General features: G+C 68.5%; 18 protein-coding genes and 1 pseudogene. 2 read left to right on the top strand and 17 right to left on the bottom strand.

Going from position 1 to position 24277, the window contains the following annotated elements; genetic code table 11:
- Nucleotides 1-27 precede the first annotated feature (27 nt).
- Genes FSYMDG_RS10150 through FSYMDG_RS10140 form a run of 3 tightly spaced genes read right to left on the bottom strand, consistent with a single transcriptional unit; the run spans nucleotide 28 to nucleotide 3024 of the window.
- Nucleotides 28-1602, bottom strand: coding sequence for an AMP-binding protein (locus tag FSYMDG_RS10150; RefSeq protein WP_013873434.1), 1575 nt, complete (start codon nucleotides 1600-1602; stop codon nucleotides 28-30).
- A 7-nt stretch (nucleotides 1603-1609) separates the two neighbouring features.
- The gene (locus tag FSYMDG_RS10145) at nucleotides 1610-2587 is read right to left on the bottom strand and encodes an NAD(P)H-dependent flavin oxidoreductase (protein WP_013873433.1); all 978 of its coding nucleotides are present in this window, start codon (nucleotides 2585-2587) and stop codon (nucleotides 1610-1612) included.
- A 47-nt stretch (nucleotides 2588-2634) separates the two neighbouring features.
- Nucleotides 2635-3024, bottom strand: coding sequence for a hypothetical protein (locus FSYMDG_RS10140; protein WP_013873432.1), 390 nt, complete (start codon nucleotides 3022-3024; stop codon nucleotides 2635-2637).
- Between the two features lie 627 nt (nucleotides 3025-3651).
- Between FSYMDG_RS10140 and FSYMDG_RS10135 the strand changes: the two genes are divergently transcribed.
- Nucleotides 3652-4863: an acyl-CoA dehydrogenase family protein gene (locus tag FSYMDG_RS10135; RefSeq protein WP_013873431.1), complete on the top strand. Its 1212-nt coding sequence runs from the start codon at nucleotides 3652-3654 to the stop codon at nucleotides 4861-4863.
- Nucleotides 4864-5135: 272 nt separating this feature from the next.
- On the opposite strand, the gene FSYMDG_RS10130 is transcribed toward FSYMDG_RS10135, so the two are convergent.
- The 3 genes from FSYMDG_RS10130 to FSYMDG_RS10120 form a co-directional block, all read right to left on the bottom strand.
- On the bottom strand, nucleotides 5136-6359 hold the full coding sequence (locus FSYMDG_RS10130; RefSeq protein ID WP_013873430.1) for a LuxR C-terminal-related transcriptional regulator: 1224 nt from the start codon (nucleotides 6357-6359) through the stop codon (nucleotides 5136-5138).
- Nucleotides 6356-7525, bottom strand: a complete 1170-nt coding sequence (locus tag FSYMDG_RS10125) for a helix-turn-helix transcriptional regulator (RefSeq protein ID WP_013873429.1) — start codon at nucleotides 7523-7525, stop codon at nucleotides 6356-6358. Before FSYMDG_RS10125 ends, FSYMDG_RS10130 begins: the two co-directional genes overlap by 4 nt.
- Nucleotides 7526-7789: 264 nt before the next feature.
- Nucleotides 7790-8980 carry a TetR/AcrR family transcriptional regulator gene (locus FSYMDG_RS10120; protein WP_013873428.1) on the bottom strand — a complete coding sequence of 397 codons (1191 nt, stop codon included), beginning with the start codon at nucleotides 8978-8980 and terminating at the stop codon, nucleotides 7790-7792.
- A gap of 485 nt (nucleotides 8981-9465) precedes the next feature.
- Between FSYMDG_RS10120 and FSYMDG_RS10115 the strand changes: the two genes are divergently transcribed.
- Nucleotides 9466-10503 (top strand): TIGR03617 family F420-dependent LLM class oxidoreductase, encoded by a 1038-nt coding sequence (locus tag FSYMDG_RS10115; RefSeq protein WP_013873427.1) that lies wholly within the window; start codon nucleotides 9466-9468, stop codon nucleotides 10501-10503.
- Nucleotides 10504-10610: 107 nt separating this feature from the next.
- Here FSYMDG_RS10115 and FSYMDG_RS10110 read toward each other — a convergent pair whose 3' ends face one another.
- The 11 genes and pseudogenes from FSYMDG_RS10110 to FSYMDG_RS10060 all read right to left on the bottom strand — a co-directional run bounded on the left by FSYMDG_RS10110 (nucleotide 10611) and on the right by FSYMDG_RS10060 (nucleotide 24265).
- Nucleotides 10611-10817, bottom strand: coding sequence for a hypothetical protein (locus FSYMDG_RS10110; protein WP_043603387.1), 207 nt, complete (start codon nucleotides 10815-10817; stop codon nucleotides 10611-10613).
- Nucleotides 10818-10825: 8 nt separating this feature from the next.
- A complete protein-coding gene (locus FSYMDG_RS10105; RefSeq protein WP_013873425.1) occupies nucleotides 10826-12001 on the bottom strand; it encodes a peptidylprolyl isomerase in 1176 nt (391 codons plus the stop codon).
- Nucleotides 11998-14361 (bottom strand): RND transporter, encoded by a 2364-nt coding sequence (locus FSYMDG_RS10100; RefSeq protein ID WP_013873424.1) that lies wholly within the window; start codon nucleotides 14359-14361, stop codon nucleotides 11998-12000. The genes FSYMDG_RS10105 and FSYMDG_RS10100 overlap by 4 nt, the downstream gene beginning before the upstream one ends.
- Before the next feature lie 159 nt (nucleotides 14362-14520).
- Nucleotides 14521-15810, bottom strand: coding sequence for an MlaD family protein (locus FSYMDG_RS10095; protein WP_013873423.1), 1290 nt, complete (start codon nucleotides 15808-15810; stop codon nucleotides 14521-14523).
- Nucleotides 15807-17102, bottom strand: a complete 1296-nt coding sequence (locus FSYMDG_RS10090) for an MlaD family protein (RefSeq protein ID WP_013873422.1) — start codon at nucleotides 17100-17102, stop codon at nucleotides 15807-15809. Before FSYMDG_RS10090 ends, FSYMDG_RS10095 begins: the two co-directional genes overlap by 4 nt.
- Nucleotides 17099-18574, bottom strand: a complete 1476-nt coding sequence (locus FSYMDG_RS10085) for an MlaD family protein (RefSeq protein ID WP_013873421.1) — start codon at nucleotides 18572-18574, stop codon at nucleotides 17099-17101. The genes FSYMDG_RS10090 and FSYMDG_RS10085 overlap by 4 nt, the downstream gene beginning before the upstream one ends.
- A complete protein-coding gene (locus FSYMDG_RS10080) occupies nucleotides 18571-19860 on the bottom strand; it encodes an MlaD family protein (RefSeq protein WP_013873420.1) in 1290 nt (429 codons plus the stop codon). The genes FSYMDG_RS10085 and FSYMDG_RS10080 overlap by 4 nt, the downstream gene beginning before the upstream one ends.
- 135 nt (nucleotides 19861-19995) lie before the next feature.
- The gene (locus FSYMDG_RS10075) at nucleotides 19996-21255 is read right to left on the bottom strand and encodes an MlaD family protein (protein WP_013873419.1); all 1260 of its coding nucleotides are present in this window, start codon (nucleotides 21253-21255) and stop codon (nucleotides 19996-19998) included.
- Nucleotides 21252-22484: an MlaD family protein gene (locus FSYMDG_RS10070; protein ID WP_013873418.1), complete on the bottom strand. Its 1233-nt coding sequence runs from the start codon at nucleotides 22482-22484 to the stop codon at nucleotides 21252-21254. The genes FSYMDG_RS10075 and FSYMDG_RS10070 overlap by 4 nt, the downstream gene beginning before the upstream one ends.
- A gap of 5 nt (nucleotides 22485-22489) precedes the next feature.
- Nucleotides 22490-23282 (bottom strand): annotated as a pseudogene (locus FSYMDG_RS29605) (ABC transporter ATP-binding protein).
- A 125-nt stretch (nucleotides 23283-23407) separates the two neighbouring features.
- Nucleotides 23408-24265 carry an ABC transporter permease gene (locus tag FSYMDG_RS10060; protein WP_013873417.1) on the bottom strand — a complete coding sequence of 286 codons (858 nt, stop codon included), beginning with the start codon at nucleotides 24263-24265 and terminating at the stop codon, nucleotides 23408-23410.
- Nucleotides 24266-24277 lie beyond the last annotated feature (12 nt).

Raw genomic sequence — 24277 nt, 5'->3', positions numbered from 1 at the left:
GTGAACACCGGCCGAGGGGCGGCGGAGCTATCCGATCTGACGGGTCCGGCCGGCCCAGTAGGGCGCGCGAATCGTTTTCTTGTCGACCTTCCCGGCCGGGTTGACCGGCAGCTGGTCGGTGAATTCTATCGACTTGGGCGCGGGCACACTGCCCAGCTCGCGCTTGACGTGGTTTATCAGCTCGCTCTCGTCGACCTGCTGCCCGGACCGGGCGACCACGACGGCGTGTACGGCCTCGCCCCACTTCGGGTGCGGAATGCCGAAAACAGCCGCCTGGGCGACCGCCGGGTGGGTCAGCAGCACGTCCTCCACCTGCCGTGGGAAGACGTTGAACCCACCGCTGACCACCAGGTCCTTCTTGCGGTCGACGATGTAGAGGAAGCCGTCCTCGTCGAGGTGACCGATGTCCCCGGTGTGTACCCAGCCGTCGCGCAGCGCCTCCGCGTTACGCGAGGCGTCGACGTAGGTGAGCATCTGGCCGAGCTGCTTGGAGGTGACCTCGCCGACCTCGCCGACGGGCAGCGGGCGGTCGTCGTCGTCCTGGATGGTCACCGACACGTACGGCAGGGGCCGACCGGCCGACGCCAGCCGCTTGATGTCCTTCTCGGTGTCCACCCGGTGGTCCTGCTTGCGCAGGCTGGAGACGTACCCCGGTTCGGTGCCGGCATAGGCCTGGATGAAGATCGGGCCGAACACGTCGAGTGCCTCACGCAGACGCTCCGGAGCGATCGGGGCACCCGCGTAGACGATGGTGTTGAGCGACGAGAGGTCGAACTTCTTCCGGTCCGGGTGGTCGAGCAGCAGATAGATGATCGTCGGGACCAGGGCCGTGGCCGTCACCTTCTCCTTCTCGATCTTCTCGAGGAGGGTGTTGACGTCCAGTCCCGGCAGCATCACGTTCGTGCCGCCGCGCAGGAAGGTCGGCAGCACGAAGATCTGGGTGAAGTGGGTCAGCGGGGCGCCGTGGGCGAAGATCTCACCAGGCCTGATGTCACCGATCTCCAGACCGGCGGTGATGCTGTAGTGCGCCCAGGTGAAATGAGAGTTGATCACACCTTTCGGCTCGCCGGTGCTGCCGGAGGTGAACAGCACGTACGCCTCGTCGTGCTCGTCGATGTCCACCGAGGGGGCCGTGTCCGACTGCGACTCGAAGTGCTTCGCATAGTCGACGACACCGGCGACGGTGGTCTCCGCGGGCCCGCGCCCGTCGTCGAGCCGGATGACGTGGCGCAGGTTGGGCAGCCCGGCCACCACCTCGGCGACGGTCGAGTCGAACTGCGCGTGGTAGATGAGCGTGGTCGCCTCGGCCTGCTTGAGGTTGCTGCGGTGGCCGGACGCGGAGGCCCGAGTCGGCAGCTGCACCAGCACCGCGCCGGCCTTCCAGATGCCGTGCTGGGACGGGATGAACTCCAGGACGTTGGGCAGCAGCAGGCCGACCCGCTCCCCCTTGGCGACCCCTAACGCGATGAGCCCGTTCGCAACCCGGTTGGCCCATTGCCGCGTCTGCCGGTATGTCAGCCGACGATCACCGTCAATGATCGCCGTTGAATCGGCGTAGTACAGGGTGACCCGATCGAAAACCGTTGGCAGCGTGCCCCACATGCGTGCTCTACCTCCACCTTCTGGAAATACCGTTCGCTGCCGCCGGTAGCAGCAGGTCCTGGGCCTGCTGGTATTCGCGGGCAAGCCGCTCCGCCAGCTTCGGAATGTCGAGAACCTCGTCGATGCCGGACACCGAGTGGCCAGCCGCCCAGACGTTCTGCTGGGCGAGCAGCCGGTCCTGGGCGAAGCCGGGAGAAGCGTCGCCGGCCCCCCCTGCGGGCGGGGTCGGCGTGATGTCCTGGGCTTCGAGCCAGCTTCTGAGTACGTTCGCTGGTAGGCCGCTGACCTGCACCGATGCGGCGATGTCGTCGAGAGTGGCCGCGACGACGGCCTGCCGGTACGCGTCGGAGGCCAGGCTTTCGGTGGTGGCGATGAAGCGGGTGCCGAGATAGGCCAGGTCGGCACCGGCGGCGCGGGCGGCCAACACGCCGTAACCGTCGCTGATGCCGCCGGCCAGGACCAGGATCCCGTCGTAGTCGTCCCGCAGGGCCCGTACGAAGGAGAGCGGGTTGGCCCACCCGGTCTGTCCGCCGGCGCCGGCGGACAGCAGCACCAGGCCGTCCACCCCGGCCTCGATCGCCTTGTGGGCGTGGCGTATGCTCGCCACGTCCGCCAGTACCAGGATGCCGGCGTCGTGCAGCGGCCCGACCACCGCCGCGGGAGAACCTACGCTGGTGATGACGATTTCCAGACGATGCCGCAGCAGGCTGTCCAGGTCGCTGGCGAGCCGCGTGTTGGACCGGTGCACGACGAGGTTGGCGCCCACCGGGGCGGCCTGCGCGGACCCGGCGGGCCCTGTCGCCGCGGTAATGCGCGACAGCCATTCCTCCAGTTCGTCGGCACTTTTCGCGTTATGGGTGGGAAAAGTGCCGATGATGCCGTTCACGGCGGCGGCGATCACGAGATCGGGGCCTGACACGTCGGTCATCGGCGCCGCCACCGCCGGCAGCCTCAGCCGTTGGTGCCATGCATGCGGTAATGTCACCGGTACCTCCACGATCGGCGGAGTGGTGTCACCTTCGGTCCGCCTGTTCAGACCGACGAACCGGGGTCGGCATCCTTCTCCCAGGAGTGCGGGGTGGGGACCGGCGGCCCGATCCGCTGAAATACCGGGGCGTCGTTCCAGGTGGCCGGCTCACGGTCAATTCTGCCGTCGGCGTCGGCCAACCGCCAGGTTTGGTCCCGAACGGAAAGACTTTCGTCGCCGGTTGACGGGTCCTGGTATCCGGCAGGGTGCTCGCCACTTTGGTGCCACAGGACGGTTACGGAACGCGACCCGCCTCCCCCGGTGGTCGTGACCGCCTCAAGTACCTCGAAACGAGGAGCTTCCGAGTCGCTGTCGGTGTACAGCGAGATCGCCACATCGGTGTCACTCGTGATCCCCTGCGCCCAGTGTTCGGCGTGTTCGGTGACTCGGCTCATCGACGCGCTCCGTTCCGATCCCGGTTGGCCCGACCAGGGTCAGGCGACGGTCACACCCACGAGCGACGGTCCGGCGGAGCCGCGGTGGGTCGGCTCCGCCGGACCGACGGGTATGATCAAGCTTTTCCTGCGTACCCGCGGTCCCGGAAAATCCGGGAAAGCTCAAGAAAGACACCGCCGGCCCGATCGGCGGGTAGGTGTCCCAACGGTAGAACCAGTTCACGGCCGGCGCCTCATCCCCCAGGGGTAAAGACGGTGCTCCTTCGGGTGAACCGGTGCTCCTTCGCGTGAACCAGCAGGCCGGCGGCGGCGCACACCGCCACGATAGCCTGATCGCGGACGATCATCCGCTGGTCGGCGATGGCCAGCTTACCGTGCCCGGGTAATGACGGAAGGGCCGATAATGACGGAGGCCGGGCAGCCGTGGTCGCGGACCGCACCCGGCCCGGGGCGGCGCGCGCGTGACCGGCTCCCGAATCCCCCGGGGAGGAGGCGGTTCCCGGCGGGTGTCACCCCGTTGAAGGGCAGAATCTCTCCCGCAGGGAGATTCCGGCCGGCGGCGGCGCGATTACGCTCGCAACGGCTTCGCAAGCACATGGTCGTCGATGGTTGGGAGTGAGTTGCGGTATGGGGAAGCACGACGCGGAAATAACCCCGGCCGAACAAGCCGAGGTGATACAGATAGCCCGTTCGGTGGCGAAGCACTTTGCCGAGGCCGGAGCACGGGCTGATGCCGAGAACCGCTTTCCGACCGAGCTCGTGCCGATCTACAAGGAGAGCGGCCTGCCCGCTCTGGCCGTCCCGAAGAAGTACGGCGGCCTCGGCGCCGACATCTGGACCACCACCTTGGTGTCCAGGGAGCTCGCCAAGGGCGACCCGGCCATCGCGCTGGCGTTCAACATGCACCAGACCATGATCGGCATCTTCCGTGGCCTGCTGAACGAGGAGACCCGGCAGCGGGTCTTCGCCGAGGTCGTCAACGAGCGCAAGATCGTCTGTGGGCCCTTCAGCGAGGACCGGGCCGGGCTGACCGGTCTCGCCGACACCGTGGCGGTCCCCGACGGTGAGGGCGGCTGGCACGTCAGTGGCAAGAAGACCTGGGCCACCCTCTGCCTGGGGGCCGACATCGTCGCCTTCAACGCCACCGTCACCGACCCGTCCGGGGAACTGCCCGAGGACTTCCAGGAGCACGCGTCCCGCGAGTCCGTCTTCGTCATCCCGATCGACAGCCCCGGGGTCAGCATCGTCGAGACCTGGGACACCCTGGGGATGCGCGCGACCGGCACCCACACCCTCGTCTTCGACAAGGTCCACGTGCCGGCCTCGGCGTACGGCGGCAACTTCCGCAACGGCCTCTTCGGCGAGTTCGAGTGGGCGTCGCTGAGCTTCTCCGGTGTCTACCTTGGCCTCGCGGAGAAGGCCTACACCGAGACCCGGGAGATCCTCAAGAAGAAGTCCCTCGGCGCGACGCAGGAGGGCAAGGACGTCGCCCTGAAGGGGATCGGCTACATCCAGTACGGGCTTGGCAAGATTCTGCTGGAGACGGAGACGGCGGCCCGGGCGCTGGAGACGACCGCCCGGATCCTCATCGAGGGCCGTGACGCCGAGTGGAACCCGATCGCGCGGGCGGCGTTCGTCGACGTCACCAAGGTCGCCGCGACCGAGACTGCGATCAAGGTGACGGACGCCGCGCTCCGCCTGGTCGGCGGCTCGGCCTTCCGGCGCGGGCACGTCCTGGAGCGGCTCTACCGGGACGCCCGTGGCGGACCGTTCCACCCGCTGACCACCGACCAGGCCTACGACCTGCTCGGCCGGTCCGAACTCGGTCTGCTCGGCTGACCACCGACCAGGTCCTCGGCCTGCTTCGCGCTCCGTAGCCGCTGCTCGCGTTGCCGCCGGCGAACAGGATGCCGGCGGCAACGCGAGAGTGGGCGTCACTGGCGACACCAGCCACGATGCCCTACCTGCGGGGACCGCGGCCACCGCGGCCGCGGTCCCCATCGAGGAGCGGGGTTCCCTGTCGGGGGCTGTGGTTCCAGGTGCTAGAAAAACCAATACGCATTGTAACTTTTTGTTACGTTGCATATTGGCTTTTCGGCTGTGACCAGTTTTCAGGCCTCGATCTCACGCATGGTCATCCCCAGGGAGCCCGCGATCGCCTGGGAGCGGTTCACCGCGCCGAGCTTGCGCAGGATGTGCTTCACATGCGACTTCACGGTCTCCTCGGCGATGACCAGGGTTTCCGCGATGACGCTGTTCGTGGCACCCGCCACCATCAGCTCCAGAACCTCCGACTCCCGCGCGGTGAGATCCCCGCCGGTGTGCGCGGTGGCGACCGGGGCGGGCCGCGCGCCGTCGCCGGGCATGGCTCCGATACCCGCGTACCGGGAGAGATCGATGCCCGCGTCGCAGAAGTCGTTCATCATCTCCACTGCCGACGACAGGATCTCCCGTACGTGGTTGCGCTGGGTACGCAGGCGTTCGGCCAGCACGGCTCGTTCGTAGATGTGGCTGAAGCCGTCCGCGAACATCCAGAGAACGTCCCGGTCGACCTCGTCCACCCGGCGCGAGGACGGATGGTGATCCGCGTGCAGGAAACCCACGACCTCCGTCCCGCGCATCACCGGGGCGACGACGTAGGACTTGGAACGCCCGGACTCCACGATGATCGGCCGGTGGACGGGCGCGTTCGCGGTGTCGTACACGACCGCGGGCCGGCAGTCGGTCAGCAGCCTGGTCTCGGGCGTCATGCCCTCCAACGGGATCGGCCGGTCGACCCAGCGCACGAACCATGACTCGAACTCGTCACTGTTGCTGAAATAGGCAATCCACGGATGCCAGGCGCTGTCCTCCACCCGGGAGAGCACCGCGCGCCCGAACCCGCACCGGTGGACGAGCTCCTCGCACACCTGGTCGAGCAGGTCGGCCGAGCTCGGCAGCGTCCGCAGGCGCTGCAGCCCCGCGGCGCAGTCGGCGAACCGCCGGGTGCACAGGTTCAGGTCGTGCTGGTAGAGGTCGAACGAGAGTTCCTGGAGATCCAGGATGAGATGGCACAGCTGCAGGCTGGTGTCGCCGTCCGCGGCGGTGATGCCGTCGGTGCCGGCGGTGGCCCGCAGCTGGTCGATGCAGCGCCCGGCCAGGGTCGAGACGACCTCGGCCGACGTCGCCAGATCGTCGGGGATGACGGATGCTGTCGGCTCCGTGTGGAGGGCGGCCCGGACCTCGTCGTGCATGAGGTCGATGCGGGTCGCGAGATCGCGTTGGCGGCGTCGCCATCCTCGGGCGCCGGCGGGCGCCGGGAACATGCCGGGCTTCCGGTCCGGGTCGGCGGTCATAAGGCACGGTCCTGACTGCGCGCAAGGTACAGGTACCGGGCGATCGCCTCGGCGCGGTTCGACGCGTGCAGCTTGCGCAGGATGTGTTTCACGTGTGATTTCACCGTGGTTTCGGAAACGGTCAGACGATCGGCGATCTGTGCGTTGGTCGCCCCGCTGGCCAACAGGGCGAGCACCTCCCGCTCCCGTGGGGTCAGTCCGTCCGGGAGACGAGGTGCGGAGGCCGCGAGCATGCCCGGTAGTGACACCGGCGGCTTGGATTCGGCCGCCGGGGTGCTCTGCCGCACGAGCCGGACCGGAGCGGCGCTGAGTCCTTCGGTCATCATCCGGGCAGTGCAGAACGCCTTCGCGATCCGTTCCCGCTGCAGGGCGAGGCGTTCGAGCAGCACCGTGCGCTCAAGAATCAGGCCGAAGCCGTCGGCGAAGATCTGGATACGCTCCCGGTCGTAACCGGTGAGGCGGCGCCCGGAGGAATAGGCGTCCGCGTGCAGGTAGCCGACGACCGAACCATTCGCCAGGATCGGTGCGACCACATACTCCCGGGTCTGGGACACCTCGACCAACGGGCGGAAGAGCCGGGGCTCGGACTGCGCGTGCTGGATCAGCGCGGGTACCCTGCGCCGGACGAGTTCGGCTTCCGGCATGGCGGAGGTCAACGGAATCCGCAGGTCCTGGATGAAGTCCCGGAACGCCACGTTGACCGCGCTGTCGGCGTCGGCCCCGACGTGCAGCCCGGCGGGCAGCCAGGTCGAGCCGCGCAGGCTGGAAATCATCGCCCGGTCGAATCCACCGGCCGCGCACAGGGCTGCCGGCGCGGACGCGATGGCCTCCGCGGAAGTCGTGGCCCGGCGTATCCGGGCGAGTTCCTCCCGGATGCGGCTCAGCACCCGGAACGGCATACCGAACATGTGTTCGCGCAGATCGTTCTGCACGGCGCTGAGCTCGGCGAGCAGCGCGCCGGCCCGGGCCGCTTCCCCGCCCCGGACCTCCGCGTCGATGGATTCACCTTCGATCCGCTCGAGTCTCGCGGTGAGCGCCGCGGCCGAACGGCTGCCAGGTTCGACCGGAGCCGCGTCCACCGCCGTGTGTAATGCCGTGACCAGCTTCTTCTGGCGAATCTGAAGATCCGCCTGGGCTAACGCAGTGGTGGAATATGGTGACGCCACTGTCCCTTGTCCTCCACGTCCGAAGTGGACCGATCGCGACGACGGCGCGGCCCCCAGGGCCCAGCGCCCCTCGCGGGGGCCGGACAACAGCTCCAGAGACCGGATCTATGTGTTGCCACATTTACTTCGGGACAGAACGTAGGTGATTCAGGTCACTTCGTCAAGGCTTCTCCGGATACGATTCTCGGGTCGACCTCGGAGCACCGGCCCGTCGCCACGGCCGCCCGCCCGCGACGGAGGCCGGCGGCCACCGTCGACACAGTGTTAACTGTGCAGGATATGAGCAGCTACCAAACGAAGTTTTTCTGTTACTTTTGGTTGGCTTCGCAGGTGAGCGGTGCGCGCTACGTCGTTGACCACCATCAACACGGCGTGGATGCGGAAAAGCGCCGCGGTCCGGTCCAGATCCGGGCGCGTGGCCGCCATCAGGGACACCCATTCCGCAACGTAGTCGTGCTGCGCCTTACGAATTCTGTGACGGTTCCAATACGGAAGGTTCATCACCTCGGCGACCAGCACGTTGACCAGATCGGTGTGCGCCATCGCGAAGTCGATGTAGGCGGCCACCACGTTCTCCAGGCCGGCCTGCGGGGTCGTGGCGGCCGCCAGCGCCCGAGCGATGCCCAGCTGCAGGGACTCGGCCGCACGCGCGACGATCGCCATCAGCAGGTCGGCCTTGGTGGTGAAGTGCCGGTAGACGCCGGCGCTGGTCACCCCGACCTCGGCACCGACCTCCTCCATGGTCACCGTCTGGTAACCACGGATGCTGAACAACCGGGCCGCCGCCACCAGCAGCGCCTCCCGCCGCCCCTGCGGTGACAGCCCGGCCTCGGTGGTGACCGGCTCCGGAGCCGGCTGCCCGGACACACCGGCGATGTCAACGGTGCACACCGACAGGGCCATCCTGCGCAGCAGGGCGACCATCGTCTCCGGGGCGGCCGGGACCCCGTGGTAGGAGGGGCTGGTGAGCACGGCGAGCGCGCACCATGCCAGCAGTTCCGCGTCGTCCCGGCTCAGCCCGTCACGCACGTCGTTCAGGGCGACGACGAAGCCCGCCAGGAAGGCGAAGAACCTCTCCCGCATCCGCTGCCGCTGCTCGTCGTTGAGATGGCGGCTCTCCCGGCTCCACAGCACCCCGAGGTCGCGTCGCCGGCCCGCGGTCTCGGCCAGGTCCTGCACCATGGCTGTGAGCTGGCCATCGTGATGCCGGTCGACGACGGACGCCGCCAGGTCGAAGCTGTCGGTCAGCGCGCACACCAGCAACTCCTCCTTGCTGCGGAAGTGCCGGTAGAGCGCGCCGGCGGTGATCCCGACCGCGCCGGCGATGTCCTCGGTGCCCACGTTGTGATAACCGAAACGATAGAACAGTTCACTGGCAGCAGTGATGATCTGAGCTCTGCGGTTGCGTGGACGCGGAGTTCTCGCGATCGTCCCTCTACCGCCATGCTCACTCACTGTCCGCCCCCACCATGCCGTCTCACGCGGATACCGGTCCTACTCAAACTTCCCCACCACCGACGGCAGCTGACGGCACGATCCGACGGCAACGCCCCCAGCCAGACGTCCAGCCCGCGTCCGGGGAGCGCCGTGTGCCGCTTCGCGCACCGCCTCGCGCATCGCCGGACGAGGTGGAGTTGTTGACCCATTAAGTTACTCCTGATTTACTTCTCGCCATCGGAGCCAATTCTCCACGATCGGCCGCCCGTCGGCCCTGCCCTGATCGCGACGGCGCCCCTCACCCCGTCCGCCGAGACGCCGGTCGACCTCTCACGGCCAGGCAGGCCGACCGGGAGAAGAAAATGATCTTCGCTGGTACCCGCGACCGGCCGGCCCGTCGGTGGACAGCCGGGCCGTCAGGGCACGGCAGTCGATCCGGGCGGAGCGCGTCGACCCCGTAGCAGGTCTGAAACTGTCGTCGTGACGATCAGGAGGAGCTGACAGTGCTGGTTGACGGATTCATTGGTGGCGGATCCTCGGACGGGACCAGCGGCGCGGATATCGCTGGCATCTCGGCCCAGGTCGCGGCGGCCGAACGGATCGGATACGACGGGGTGTGGGCGACCGAGGTCGGCCGCGACCCTTTTTTACCATTGCTGCTGGCCGCGGACCGCTCACCGCGGCTACAAATCGGTACCGCCATAGCCGTGGCATTCGCCCGCAACCCGATGACCATGGCGTCGACAGCGAACGACCTCCAGACATTCAGTTCCGGCCGGTTCGTGCTGGGGCTTGGCTCTCAGATCAAACCACATATTCAGCGCCGTTTCAGCATGCCGTGGTCCGCGCCGACCGAGCGGATGCGGGAGTTCGTCCTGGCCATGCGGGCGATATGGCGTAGCTGGCACCACGGGGAGCCGCTCGACTTCCGCGGCGACATATACCAGCACACATTGATGACACCGCTGTTCAATCCCGGCCCCAACCCCTACGGCCCGCCACCGGTCCTGATAGCCGCGGTCGGAACGAAGATGGCCTCGGTCGCCGCGGAGGTCGCCGACGGCATACTCGTGCACTCTTTCACCACGGAACGCTATCTGCGGGAGGTCACGCTCCCCATCGTGGAATCGGTGCTTCGTGACAACGGCCGGCGACGGGAACAGTTCACCCTGTCCTACCCGGGACTGGTGGCCACCGGAATCGACGAGAAAAGCTATGACGAGGCCGTGCGGACGGTGCGCGAGCGCGTCGCCTTCTACGGGGCCACCCCGGCCTACCGCGGCGTCCTGGAACTGCACGGCTGGGGCGACCTGCACACGGAGCTGCACCGGTTGTCCAGGCAGAACGAGTGGGACGTCATGACCAAGATCGTGGACGACACCGTGCTGCACACGTTCGCGGTGGTGGGTGAGCCGGCCGCGGTCGTCACGGAGCTCCGGCGCCGCTTCGACGACCTGATCAACCGGTTCACCCTGTTCGTGCCCTACCCGCTGGCCGACGAGGCCCGGCAGATCATTGTGACCGGACTGCAGCGGCACTGACCGGGAAGGGCCGGCCCGGCCACCGCTCCCCCGCCGGCGGTCCCCGTGGCCGTCGGAGCTGTCACAGGCCGCCAGCCCTCCCGCCCTGGCCCTTCCCAGCTCCCTGATCAGCCGGGGAGGACCGCCCCGACCACACCGAGCACGACGAAGAGCAAAGAAATGATCTTGCAGGAACGTGCCCCCCGGCGCAGGGAGCGCTCCCTTTTCGCCCGTCCCTCCGGAGAGAGGGAGACGGGGACGAGAGCGGGTGCATTCCGCTGCCCCCACCGTCCGACGGCGAAGAACGCGGCTGCGAACGCGAACTGCGCCAGCACCCCAACGATCATCGCGCCACGGGGAGGGACAGCGACGGCGGAGCCGACAGCGACGGCGGGGCGGAGGCAGACGGCAGGGACAGCAGGGACCCTGAGAGAGAAGAGGCCGCTGGCGCCGGGCTGCCGCTCATGCCCGGCTGCGGAAGCGTCGCGGAGTCGTCGGGCGGCGGCGCGTCAGGATCCGCGGGCCGGTAGTCGTCGGCGTACTCCACGTCCGCCGCCCTGATCCGGTCGGCGAGCCACGTCCGCCAGGTCGCGACCGCGCGCTCGGAGCGCAGCGCGTCCCGTACCTGGTCCTTGACCTGCTCGAAGGACGGCTGGCTGGCCGGCCTGTCCTCGAGAACCTGGCCGACGTTCCAGCCGTAACGGGTCTGCACCGGGCCGAACACGGAGCCCACGGGGACGGCGAAGGCGGCTTTGGCGTACTCGGCATCCAGCTGCGAGGCGGTGACGAACCCCAGATCGCCCTGGCTGCTCCGGGTCGACTCGTCCAGCGACGTCTCACCGGCGAGGGCGGCGAAGTCCGCGCCGTCCCTGGCGCGCCGCACCACCTGGTCGGCCTCCTCCCTGGTGGCGACCACGATGTTGCGCAGGTGGCGCTGCGCGGGGACGGCGAAGTCCGCCCGGTGGCTCTCGTAGTACGAGGGCAGCTGGTCGTCGGTGACGGTCGCGACCGCCGGCGCCGTCACCTCCTGGAACAGCCTGGCCGTGCGCTGCTGGCGTCCGACCTCGTCGAGGACGTCGTTCTCAGACACCTTCAGCTTGGCCAGCAGGTCGGTGAAGGCACGTTGCCCGTCCTGCCCCGACCCCATCTGCTCGTCGATCATCTTGGTGAGGGTGTCCCGGGCCGACTTGTCCGCGATGACGATCTTACGCTCGGAGGCGGCGTTGTCCAGGATCTTACTCACCGCGACCGCTTTGGCGATGTCCCGCCGGAACTGCTCCAGCTCGCTGCCGCCGACCGGCTCGCGGATCCCGTAGAGCGCGCTGAGCACCTCGACCCGGTCGTGCAGCTGGTCCTTGGTCACCACGGTGCCGCCCACCCGGAAGGCCGCGTTGCCGGGCAGCCCGGTCACCAGCGGCACGATCAGCAGCGCGAGCCCGGCGATGACCAGCGGTACCAGCACCACCAGAACCGCGCGCGCCCATGACCGGCCCAGCGGGCCCGGTAGCGCGATCCTCACACCTTCACCTCCGTCCGCGCCGCGCTGGGCGTGCCGTCCGGCGCTGGCGCCTCATGCTCGCTGTCGGGCGCCGGTACGCCGCGCCCGTCGTCCGGCACCGCCCCGCCGGGCACGGCATCCGGCACCGCCACGCCGTCGGCGCCGTCGGCCCGCGGCCCGGCCGCCGGCCGGACGGGGAACAGCCGGACGACGACGAACGCCGCCAGCAGCGACAGGCCGACCGTGGCCGCCAGGAAGATACCGAACTGCCGGATGAGTGACAGGCCGGACGCCGCCAGCGCAAGGTAGCCGGCGGACGCGGCCAGCGCCGCCACCGCCACCGACCGGCGCAGGCGTGGTGACCGGCGCGCGTACCCCTGGCCGAGCAGCACGCTGAACTCGCACGCGGTGGCGGTGGCCAGCGAGCCCAGCGTGACCGTCAGCGGGGTGAGCGCGATGCCGCACAGCCACGCCCCGGCCAGCCCCCACCCGGTGGCCAGCGCCGCGGCCAGCACGGCACGCGCCGCCTCGGAACGGCGGGGCAGGCCCACCAACAGCACCAGCCCCGCCGCCACGATCCCGAGCAGGCTCGCCGGGTAGCGGTCGTTGGACACCAGCTCGTATCCGCGCGCAGCCACCACCGGCAGCCCGACCAGCTCGGCGGTCAGCCCCTCCGGTGGCTTGGGCAGCGCGGCCCGCACGTCCCGCAGCAGGGTCTGCTGACGCGCGACGTCCTCCAGCTCGACGCCGAAGCTGATTACCGCCTGCCGGCCGTCGGCACGCACGACCGCGCTGGCGAGGTAGCGCGGGAGCTGCTCCAGCCCGGCCGTGATCTGGTCGGGTGTCGGTGAGGTTCCCAGGAAGGCCAGCAGGTCGGGGAGACTCACGATGGGATGCAGGTCGTCCCCGAAGCGGCGGATGGTGGAGTCCTCGGCCTGCCGCATCCAGTCCAGTGCCTGTGGTGTGGTCACGTCCGCGCCGCGGACCAGGATCTGGACCTCGCCGGCCGATCCGAGCACATTCTCGGCGTGCTGCGCGTCGGCCAGTGTGGACACACCGTCGGCGAGCCGGTCCGGCCGGGCCTCGATGTCGAGGAACGCCAGCGCCGACCAGCCTGCTCCCGCGACGGCAACGAGCATGACCAGCACGGCTGCCCGGCGCGGCCGCGACATCGTCCGCGCCGGTTTCTCCTTGCCCACCGCACGGCCTGCCGCGTCGCCCGCCGCCGGCTCGGCCGTGGCGTAGACGACCCGGCTCCGGGTGAGGAAGCCCAGCCCGACGGCGAGCAGGACGCCGGCCGCGAGCGCCCATCCGAGGTCCTGGACGAACGGCACCGGTGAGAGTCCCAGCGAGGCGAAGCCCGCGGCGCTGGCCAGCGCCGCCACGATCACCCGCCGCGGTTCGGCGCCTCGGATCAGGTAGGCGGGGAAGTCGCTGCCGATCCCGACCAGGATGGGCAGGAAGGCCACGACACCGAGGGAGAGCGGATGCCCCAGCCAGCCGAGGGCCGCGAGCGTGAGCGCTGTCGCGCCGAGCGTGGCGGTCAGCGGCAGCAGCCGGTGGCGGCGGCGCACCCAGGGCACGAACAGATAGCAGGCCACGATCAGCCCGAGAGCCAGCACACCGAGTAGCGGGATCTCGCGCCGCACCTGCCCGCCGAGATCGGCGGCGATCGCGGGCATGCCGGTGACGGTCAGTTTGCTCGTGTGCAGCCCGGCGCCGTGGGCGGCCTTTCGGGCGGCGGCCACCAACCGCTCGGTTCCCGCCTGGTCCAGGCCCTCCCGGGGACGGACCAGGATGGCGACGGCGTTCGGCGACGGCACCACGAACCGCCACTGCTGGCGGGGGGAGCCGTCCTGGTCGAACACCACGGCGTTGACGAAGGACGGGTTGCGCAGCGTGGGCAGCCCGGCGGGCAGGCCACGCACGAGCAGGCTGCCGTAGCGCAGGTCGTACTGGGCGACGGCCGCGTCCGCGGCCTGGGTGACCTCGGCGTCGGAGCGGCCGGCGGCGCGCGCCTGCTCCTCGGCCTCGGCCCGCAGGGCGTCCCGTTTGCCGGAGATGGTCGCGAGCAGGTTCTGCGCCGCGCCGGCGATCTGGTTCAGGATGGTCCCCGGGCCGTAGACCACGGCGACGTCGGGCAACTGCGCCAGGTCGCCCTCCAACGCCACCAGCTTGGTGATCTCCTCGGCGCCCAGCAGCTCACGTGCGTTCGCGGACTCCGCGAGGATGACGATCGGATCGCCGCCGAAGGAACGCGCGGACTCCTGTAACGCGCGCTGTGCCGGATCCCCGGCGGGCAGGAAGGACGCCCGACTCGACCCGGGTGAGCCCCACCCCCGTCGCCAGCGCCACGACCAGCACGACGGCGAACCCGGCACAGGCCCGCACGGACGGACGCCGCAGTCGCGGCCGCGGCCGCGCCAGCAGCCAGCGCACCCCCCGGAACGGGGATGCCAGCAGCCGGCGCGGCACGCCCGGCCGGCGCGGGGGACGAGTCCCCCGCGCCGCCGAGCGCCGGATGGCGGGCCTGCGGACCCTCATTCGGGGTCCCGCTCCACCCTCGGGTAGGGCCCACTGAAGGGACCGGGCTTCGCGCCCGTGCCTGGTGCCGGGTACGGGTTGGTGTAGGTCAGCACTTCATATGGCACGGGCGTCTGCACGGAGTATGTGTTGACCAGAGGTGTCAGCCTGACGTAGTGAGCTCCGGATTCGTCGGTGTACTGCATGATCGCGTTGAAGTTGGCGAAGAAGGCCGACAGTTCGGGCCCGTAGGGCTTGATGAACGCGAGCATCGGGTTGACATCCCGCAACGCTGTCCGCACCGGCGGGATGACGTTGCGGACATCGGTGCCCAGGGTGGGCACGCGATTGAGCGTGTCGGGCGCCAGGTCGAGCGTCCCCGACAGCGGAGGGAGCAGCCCGTGCAGATCCGCTGAGGTGGCGGGTAGCTGCTCCAGCGCGTCGGTCAGCAGCGGAGAGGCCGTCTTCAGGTCGGCCGCGACCGGTGCCAACGCCCCGGAGAGCTTCGTCAGGGTGCCGGACGCCGTCTTGGCGCTGTCGAGCACTCCGGGCGCCTGCCGGAGCACGTCCTCGATCGCCTGCTGCTGGCCCGCGGTGGCCTGGGTCAGCTGGTCCACGTTGCTCACCAGGGTGGCGATCTGCCCCTGCCCGGTGTCGAGGGCCCGCAGCACCGTGGACGTCTCCTGTGCCAGCGCCTTGAGATCCTCGGACTGGGACGCGATGGCGTCCAGGGCGGTGTGCCCCTCCCGGCCGAGGTCACCCAGGCCGTCCAGGATCCCGGAGACGTCCTGCTGGGGGCCGTCGGTGCCCTGCCCCAACGACCGGACCAGACTGCCCAGTTCATCGCGGGTGTCCGTGTCCAGGCTGGCGAGTATGTCGCCCAGCTGCACACTCGGCTTCACCCCGTCCTCGGGGATGGTGGCTCCGGAGCGGAGCTCCTTGCCCTTGCCGTCGGTGACGTCGAGGTAACCCTCGCCGACGAGTGAGCGCTCGCCCAACCGTACGGCCACCCCCTCGTGGAGCGGGGCGGCCTTGTCGTCCACCGAGAACTTGACCCGCATTCCGTCAGCCTGGCGAGTGACCTCGCGGACCTGGCCGACCTGCACACCCGCGATCTGCACCCGGCTTGCCGTCACCAGGTTGTCGATGTCCTTGAACACGGCGACGGCGGTGTACTCCTTGCCGCTGATCAACGGTATCCGCACCCCGGCACCGGTGGACAGGTAGAGCAGGATCGCGAGGCTCCCGCCAAGGAAGAGTAGGACGGTCACCAGCCGGCCCAGTGACCCGGTCAGCACGTGTCTCATCGGCTCTGGCCTCCCTGCTGCGTGCCGGTGGGCAGACCGTTCTCCGGCCCGGGGAAGTAGCCGTTCGGTTCCTGTTTCGGCAGCACCCCGAGACCGGGCAGCGGCACGATCAGATGCCCGCGGATGATGTTGCCCTGAGCATCACCCGCGCCGAAGACGGACGACGTGTTGTACACGAACGCCTGGATGTCGGTGAGGTAGGACACGACCGTCCTCGTGTCGCGGTCGAGGTTACGGGTGACCGGCCTGAGATTGACCAGGGAACCGTCGATGTCGTCGGCCATCGGACGCAGGTCGGCGACCACCGGCCGGGCTTTGCTGATCACTGGCTTCGCCGCGTCGACAGTGTTCCCCAGTTTGTCGACGGTGCTTTCCAGCCGTTCCAGCGTCTTCGGCAGTTCGCCGGAGGCACTCTGAAGGTTGTCCAGTGTCGGGTCGAGCTGCTTGGTCAGCTCCTGGGTGCTGGTCAACGTCTTGCGGAGCTGGTCGGTCAGGCCGGGCAGCTGCGCGAGGCTGTCGCGCAGCTGCCCGTCGTTGCCCGCCAGTGTCTCCAGCGTCTGCTGGGTCGCCGTCGCCAGCTGGGCGACCCGCTGGTCGTTGCCGCCGACCGCGGTGGAGATCTGCGACAGCGCGGTCACGAGCTGGCTGATCTTCTCCCGGCGGGTCTGCAGCGCCTCGACCACCGGCTGCAGCTGGTTGACCGTGCCGTCCGTCGCGGCCAGGCCCGCGGGCAGCTCCTGTTCGGAGCGTGCCAACGCGACGTCGGACTCGACGAGCAGATCGGTGAGGGCCAGCTGAGTGCGCTCGTCAAGATGGTTGAGCACCTCGTCGGCCTGCACCGGTCGGATCGTCTGCCGCAACGGAATGACGCCCTTCGACGGCAACGGGTGACCGGGCGGCCCGCCCGGGTTGAGCTCCACCGACATCTCGTTGAGCGCGTTGTTCGGACGCAGCACCGCCCGGGCGTTGTCATAGACGGGGTGACCAGGCTCGAGCTCCATGCTGAGGATGGCCGTCCCGGTCTTGGTCACCTCCCAGCTCGCGATCTTCCCGACCCGCACACCCGCGATCGTGACCAGGTTGGAGCTCTCCGGGTTCACGCCGGGAACCGACGCGAACTCGGCTTTCACGATCGACTTCTTGGCCCACGGGAGCGTCGGACTGAGGTTGGACTGAATGACGATGGCGGCCACGATGCCCAACACGATGAGCACGGTCAGCGCGCCGACATCCCGGCCGAGGCCCGGAACCGTCCGGATCCGTTCCCATCGACGACTCAGTGACATGCTCATCGAGAACTCCCCGACACCAGCGGAAGATTGATCGCGGGTAGCAGCGGACCCGGCCCGCCCGCGTTGGTTCCCGCCGCGGGCGGTGGGATCAGACCGGAAGCACCCTCACGGGTTCCCTCCTGCGGCCCCACGGGCTGCTGCAGGCCGAGGGACTCCAGGTACCTCTCCAGCGGCTGTACCACCGTGGTCCCGCCGACGCTGTTGACCCCGACACCGGCCATGAGCCGCCCCGCCGCGCCGTTGCTGTCGTGGAACTTCCAGACCTCCGCGCAGTCGGAGAGCAGGTAGCCGACCTCCTTGTAGAGCAGGTGGTCGTTACCGCCGCCGTCGTAGATGCCGGTGCCGTGCCACGGGGAGAGCACCGCCTTCGTGATCGGGCCGTTGAGCCGGTCCAGCACCGGGCCGCGCACATCGGTCAGGGCCCCGGTGGCGTTCTGCGCAGTGGGTACCAGCCGGTCCACCAGCGGCCGGGCGTCCTGCAGGAGAGCCCGCAGGTCGGTGACCACCGGCAGGGTGCGTTCCAGCACCGGGTCGAGCTTGGCCAGTACCGGGTCGAGCTGGCGGGCCGCTGGCCGGAACTCCTGCGCGGTCGTGGTCAGCTTGTCCAGGGTGGGGTTGAGATCGGCAAGGCCAGCGCGGGTGGTCCGCAGCGTCTGGGGCAGGTCCGCCACCGTCTGGGCCAGCGGACGACGCTCGTCCGCAAGCGCCGACGAGGTCGTCGCCAACGAGGTGATGATCGAGTCGAGCTGACCGTCCTGCTTGGTCAGCGCCGCCGCTGTGTGCTGCAGGCCGGTGACCACCCCGGTCAGGTCGACGTCCGGACGGGTGCCGCGGGCTGCGTTGAGCACCACTCCGGCCGGTTCGAGGGCGTCCGGCGCGTCCGCGATGAGCTTGCGCAGCTCCTCCTGCCCGTCGTTACGCAACGTCGCATCCAGATGTCCGACCGTGCTCGGAATGGCCTTCTGCGCATCCGGAGTGATGGTGCTGAGGACATAGTCGAGCTCGACCGGGGTGGTCGTGCGTTCCAGCGGAATCGTGTGGCCGGCCTTGAAGGCGTCGCCCGCGCTTCCGCGGGCGAGCTCGACGTAGTAAAGGCCGCCGACCAGCAGCGTCGGTCGCACGGACGCCGAGGGCTGGTCCCCGATCTTCCCCAGTACCCCCTTGTCCACCTTCATGGACACGATGGCGGTGTGGCGGTCGGTGACCTTCACGCCGGTGACCTGCCCGACCTTCACGCCGGCGACCTTGACGACGCTCCGGTAGGGCTCGAGCTTGTAGGACCTCGAGAACTCGGCTTTGACCGTGTCACCGGAGTGGAGCGTGACCGAGATGCGGTTGCGGTTGAAGGCCGCGACGCCGACCAGGAGCAGCGTGATCAACACCAGCACACCGAGGGCCCGGTTCGACGCCAGCTTTCCCAGTTTTCCGTGCTGGATGGCACGAGCCAGCTGCGAACGACGCGAAGCGCTCATCGGGTGCCTCCTACCAGCGGAATGCCTGACGGCAGCCCCTGCGCACGGTCGCTCGAGGCCTCACCGGGCCGGGGGTACTGGTTCTGGGCGTAGTTCCCGGAAGGAAGCAGACCGTTGGTGACGGTAGCCAGGCCAGGGTTGACGCTGAGCCGAGCGTAACGAACACCCGGAACAGGTCCTTCGGAGACGAAGCTCTGGCCGCGAACGAAGAGCTGTCCGATCTCGGGTGCATATGGTGCCAGGACCCGCAACGGAGTGTTCAGGTCACTGATAGCCCGCCGTAGCGGCGACGCCAGCGGCCTGGCATCCGAAACCGTGTGCGTAAGGTCCTCGACCGCGGGGACGGCCTGTTCGGCCACGCCCGGTACCTTGCCGGCGACCGGTACACCCTCCACGAGCACGCCACGGACGTCGGTTTCCGACCGGGCGAGCGCGCCCGCGCCCGGTTCGAGATCCCGCACCGCCGAGGCGGTGTCGGCCAACGGTGTGTTCAGCGAGTCCAGCGCGTGCTTGGCCGTGTCCAGCGTGGCCGGCAGCCGCTCCAGGGTGTTGGTCAGCGGCTTGCCCCCGTCCACCGACACCGCCCGCAACGTCGTGTCGGACTGGCTGACCAGGGAGGCGATCTCCTGCTGCCGGTCGCTGAGCCGGCCCGCCAGCCGGTCGACGTCCTGCAGCAGCGTGGGGAGGTCCGCCTGCTCGGAGGCGAGCGCCTGGGAGACAGTACCGATGTCCTCGAGCAGGTCGGGGGCGGTCTTGAGCAGGTCCTGCAGATCGTCGCTGTGGCCCGCGGCCCCGCCGCCGAGCGCGCGGATCGTCCTGGTGGCCGCGTCCCGGGTCGGCTGGTCCAGCACGTCGAGCAGTTGGTAAAGGTCCGCCGAGTCGACATTGCGGGTCGCCTCGATGGTCCGGCCACCGAGTTCCCCGGCCCTCTGGGTGCCCCGGTCAAGCTCGACGAACTTGCTGGCCAGCGCCGAGACGTCCCAGATCTCGGCGTGCGCGTCCTGGTAGACCTTGACGTTGCCGTCGAGCTCCATGGTCACCAACGCGACACCGTTGACGTAGTCGATCTTGCTGACCCGGCCGATGCGCTTGCTCATCTCACGGACGTCGTCGTTGACGCGCAGCGAGTGGATGTTGCCGAACGACGCGCTCGCCGTCGTCGTCGGCGCGAACGGCAGTCCGGTCTGTGCCTTGAACGTCAGGTACAGGACCACTGCCAGGATGGCCAACACGACGAAGCCCGCGCGGAAGGAACGCGTCCGCGCGCGCAGCTCCGGTGTCGTCATGACAGCAGCCCCCCAAGCAGTTGGCCGACCAACGAGTTCTCCTGCCGCTCGGTCAGCCCGGTCGCGCTGCCCCCGCTGGTGGCTGACTGCGCGCCGGTCTGCCAGCTGCCGGCGGACGTCGCCGGGGCGTTGGTCTTACCGGGCAGCGGCAGCTCCGGCGGCGCGGGCAGCGGCAGGCTGGGGATCGGCGCGTCCGGCAGCGGGTTGACGATCCCGCCGACGACCTGCCCCAGCGGTTTCGGTGACAGCGGGACCATCGCCTTGAAGTAGTGGCTGATGGCGTCGTAGTCGCTGGTGGCCATCGACCATCCCTTGAGGAACTCCATCAGGTTGGTCAGCCGCAGGCTCAGTGCCTGCCCCATCAGTGTCTGCACCGATGACGACAGGGTGAGACGACAGGGTGAGCAGGTCCGGCGTGGCCGGGCGCAGTGCCTTCACCAACGGCGCCGCCTCGTCCAGCAGGGTGTTGGCCTTGTCCAGGACCGGCGGCAGGGAGGCCAGCGCGGGATCGGCCGCGTCGGCGAACCGGTGCAGCTCACCGGTGATGTCGCTGAGATCGTCGGTGACCGGACGCAGCGACGCCAACGTGCGGGTCGCCGGGTCGGAGACACCGGCCAGCTGCGCGAGAGTGGCGCGCGCGCTGGCGATGGTCCCCGGGAGGCGGACGAGGGAGTCCTGCGTGGCCTTGCGGTTGGCCGCCACGGTCGCGAGCGTGTCCGTGGCCGACCCGACCAGTCGGTCGAGGCTCTGCCCGTTGTCGGTGGCCAGCGAGCTCGCCACCGGCTGGGCACTGTCCACCAGTCTGGTCAACAGCTCGTTCTGTTCGTCAAGGATCGCAACAAGATCCTTGGTCTGTGTCATCGCCGGCTCCAACGCGGTGATCGCGTTCGCGGCCTGCTTGCCCTGCCCCTTCAGGCCCTCACCAGCGGTGGTCAGCAGCGCGCCGAGCGCGGACGCGGTCGGCGTGTCCACGGCGTTAAGTACGTCCTGCAGGTCCACCACCCGGTTGGTCTGGGTCTGCGGGATCATCAGGGGCTCGGACAGCACCGGTGCCGACGGCGACCCGCGCTCCAGCCGGATGAACCGCTCACCGAGCAGGTCCTGGGTGGTGATGGTCGCGCGGACGTCGGTGTGCAGGGGCAGCACGCTGCGGTCCAGAGCCATCCGTACCTTGGCCAGGCCGCCCTCGAGGTCGATGGACTTGACCGTGCCGACCTCCACACCCCCCGCCTTGACCGCGTTGCCGGCGACGAGGGGGCTGGCGTCGGCGAACGTCGCGGTCACGATGGCCCTGTCGTCCCCGGGCTTGAGCACCAGCCAGCCCACCACCAGCACCAGCACCGTCACCAGCGCGATGGCGACGGTCCGGCGACGGCCGGCGAGAGCCGCGCTCATCGGATCCCGCTTCCGGTCGCGTCCACCCACGGCTGGCCGACCGGCTGGCCGACCGGCTGGCCGGGATACGGCTCAGGATTGCGCCGCGATCCGGGTGGCTGTACCACGCTCTCGTCGACAGCGTTGGTGCCCGGCGCCAGCAGTCCCGCCCAGACGTGTCCCTCCCCGTCATAAGGAGCGAACGCCTGCCCCCAGTTGTGCAACATCCCAATCCCTTCGGGCGTGTAGGGACGGAGGAAGGCGACAGCGGGCTGCACCGCCTGCACGAACTGCTGGGCTGGCGGAACGACCTCGTGGGCGACGTCGATCAGTCCGGGGGTCTCCTTCAACAGCCCCTGGGCCGACACCAGCGTGGGGCGTAGCTCGGCGACGCTGGGCCGCAGCTCGGTCAGTACCGGACTGAGGTTCCTGGCGACCGACGGCAGTCTGTCGGTGGCCGGCTTGAGATCCTGGAGCAACGCGATGGTCGGCTCTCCCGCCTTGGGAACCCGGTCCAGGGTGCCCTTCGCGGTCTGCAACGTTGACGGCAGTTCCTTGAGGCCGTCGGAGAGCTGCTGCTGCTGACTGGCGACCGCGCCGGTCGCGCTGGTCAGATCGTTGACCACCGAAGCGAGATCCTGACGGTGGTCGGCCCCTATCGCCACCATCTGCTGGAGCTGGGTGACCAGCGCGCGGATCGCCGGGCCGTCGCGCCCGACCGCCTCCAGAATCGACCCGAGCGCCTGCACGCTCGATCCTGCGCTCCTGACCGTCGCGTTGAGATCCGGTTCCCGGCCGTCCACCGTCTGGTTCAGCTCTGTCACGAGCGAGGTGATCTTGTCACGGGTCGGCTTGTCCAGCACGGCGAGCACCTGGTCGACCTCGATCTGCAGGGACTTGCCCTCGATCATGCCGCCCTTGGGAATCGTCGTGTTCCCCGCCGGCCCCGGATACAGGGTCAGCATGCGTTCGCCGAGCGCGGAGTTCCACTCGATCCGGGATGTCGTGCCGTCGCGCAGGGGCGCGTAGCCATCGTTGAGGGAGACGGTGACGAGGGCCTTGCCGTCCTTGACCTCCAGGGACTGCACCGAACCCGCCTTGGCACCGTTGACCCAGACCGGTGAGCCGTCGGCGAGCTGGGCCGCCGACGGTATCAGTAACTTCACTTTGTAGTCGTCACCGCCACGCCAGAAGATGCCGCCGATGACGACGCCCACCAGCGCCACGATGAGAACTATTCGTCGAGACATCTTCTTCAGTCCATCCCCAGCGGGCCCACCGAGTCTCCGGACAGGAACTGGCGAACGAATGGCATGTCAGAGTTGAATGCTTCCTCGGTCTCGCCGTAGTGAATCAGTTTGCCTTTCCAGAGCACGCCGACGTAGTCACTCACCTTGCGCGCGGTGCGAATGTCGTGAGTGACCAGGACGTAGGTGCCACCGTGCTCGGCGTGTACCTTGAGGATCAGGTCGTTGAGCAGGCTGGTACGTACCGGATCCAGCCCAGAGTCCGGCTCGTCGAACATAACCACGCTGGGGTTCAGAACCAGCGCCCTGGCGAATCCGGCTCGCTTCTTCATACCGCCGGAAATCTCACCCGGAGCCTTGGGTGGCGGCCCGCGAGAGACCAACCTCCTCGAGCCTCGACATCACGATTTCACGGATTTCCGACTCGCGCTTGTCCGTGTGCTTGCGGAGCGGGAAGGCGACGTTGTCGTAGACGTTCATCGAGCCGAACAGGGCACCGTCCTGGAACAGGACACCGAACCTCTTACGGATCTCCTGCCGTTCGTGCTCGCTGATCTCCCAGATGTTCTGCCCGAAGACGACGATCTCGCCATGGTCGGGTTCGAGCAGGCCGACTATGTGCTTCAGTAGAACGCTCTTACCTGTACCTGACGGCCCGAGAACGGTAGTGATCGCGTCGTCGACGAAGTTCAGCGTGAGCCCGGTCAGCACGTCGAACGAGCCGAAGGACTTGTGGACATCGCGGATCTGCACGGTCTGCCGCAGCTCCGATGTGGTCGGCTGCTCGCCGGTCACCGTCACCGGTGACCAGTTGTTCGCGACATCGTCTACGAACTCGTTACTTGCTGTCATGAGGCTTCCTTTCCGAGAACACGTAAAGGAGAGCTCGACGAGCGGGCACGGGACATCCTCCACATAGTGAGCACCTAGTTTCCGATCGGGGCACGGGTGAAGCCGCCGAAGAAGAGCTGCTGAAAGATCGCACCTACGACACTGACGATGATCAAGTTGATCACCATTGACTTCGCCGTGTTCTTGCCCACGCCGACCGGGCCGCCGCTCGCCGTGTATCCGTAGAAGCAGCCGATCAGTACGATCATCGTTCCCATGATCCCGCCGGCAACAAGCGAGAGCAGCACGTCCGTCTGAGTGAGGAACGTCCAGAAAACAGAGAGATAGGCGCCTTGGGTCACGCTGTGGAACACATGGACGTTGAGTACGTAGTTGACGATGTACATGATGCCGGTACCGGCGATGAACATGAAGGGCGTGACGATGATGACGGCGAGCAGACGCGCGCTGACGAGGTAGGACATCGAGTCGAGACCCATGACCTCCAGCGCGTCGATCTCCTCGCTGATCCTCATCGAGCCGAGTTCCGCGACCAGCCCACAACCGACCTTGGCCGCCAGAATCCAGCCCCACATCTCCGGCGCAACCGTGTAGTCCGACACCGCGGTGAACACGGCCGTATATCCACCGGCACCGAGCTGGCGCAGTAGGTAGTGCCCCTCCAGCGAGATCTCCGCGGCGAGCATCGCCATCATGAACCAGATGATCCCCGAGCTGGAGAGAATGATGATTCCGGTCTGCCGGAAGACCTCCGAAGCATAACGGCGTGTCTTGGGAATGTCACGGAACGCACGAACCGCGAATAAAGCGGCTTCACCGAGGTCCGTAACAAGTGCCTGACCGCCACCGTATGCGTCCGAGGTGGACCCGCCAACACGAACGGGCTTCTTCTTCGCCCCCGGATCTGATGTCTCCTCGGAGATCACAGCCACAGCAGGACCTTC

The sequence above is a fragment of the Candidatus Protofrankia datiscae genome, from assembly GCF_000177615.2.
GTDB classification, from domain to species: domain Bacteria; phylum Actinomycetota; class Actinomycetes; order Frankiales; family Frankiaceae; genus Protofrankia; species Protofrankia coriariae.
Note: the sequence above shows the minus strand (reverse complement) of the source record. Positions and strands in the feature narration are given on the sequence as shown.

Excerpts from the sequence above, each read along its gene's own strand:
- FSYMDG_RS10085 (WP_013873421.1), bottom strand. The coding sequence starts at position 18,574 with ATGAGCGCTTCGCGTCGTTCGCAGCTGGCTCGTGCCATCCAGCACGGA.
- FSYMDG_RS10090 (WP_013873422.1), bottom strand. The coding sequence starts at position 17,102 with ATGAGCATGTCACTGAGTCGTCGATGGGAACGGATCCGGACGGTTCCG.
- FSYMDG_RS10070 (WP_013873418.1), bottom strand. The coding sequence starts at position 22,484 with ATGTCTCGACGAATAGTTCTCATCGTGGCGCTGGTGGGCGTCGTCATC.
- FSYMDG_RS10150 (WP_013873434.1), bottom strand. The coding sequence starts at position 1,602 with ATGTGGGGCACGCTGCCAACGGTTTTCGATCGGGTCACCCTGTACTAC.
- FSYMDG_RS10130 (WP_013873430.1), bottom strand. The coding sequence starts at position 6,359 with ATGACCGCCGACCCGGACCGGAAGCCCGGCATGTTCCCGGCGCCCGCC.
- FSYMDG_RS10140 (WP_013873432.1), bottom strand. The coding sequence starts at position 3,024 with ATGAGCCGAGTCACCGAACACGCCGAACACTGGGCGCAGGGGATCACG.
- FSYMDG_RS10075 (WP_013873419.1), bottom strand. The coding sequence starts at position 21,255 with ATGAGCGCGGCTCTCGCCGGCCGTCGCCGGACCGTCGCCATCGCGCTG.
- FSYMDG_RS10135 (WP_013873431.1), top strand. The coding sequence starts at position 3,652 with ATGGGGAAGCACGACGCGGAAATAACCCCGGCCGAACAAGCCGAGGTG.
- FSYMDG_RS10095 (WP_013873423.1), bottom strand. The coding sequence starts at position 15,810 with ATGAGACACGTGCTGACCGGGTCACTGGGCCGGCTGGTGACCGTCCTA.
- FSYMDG_RS10080 (WP_013873420.1), bottom strand. The coding sequence starts at position 19,860 with ATGACGACACCGGAGCTGCGCGCGCGGACGCGTTCCTTCCGCGCGGGC.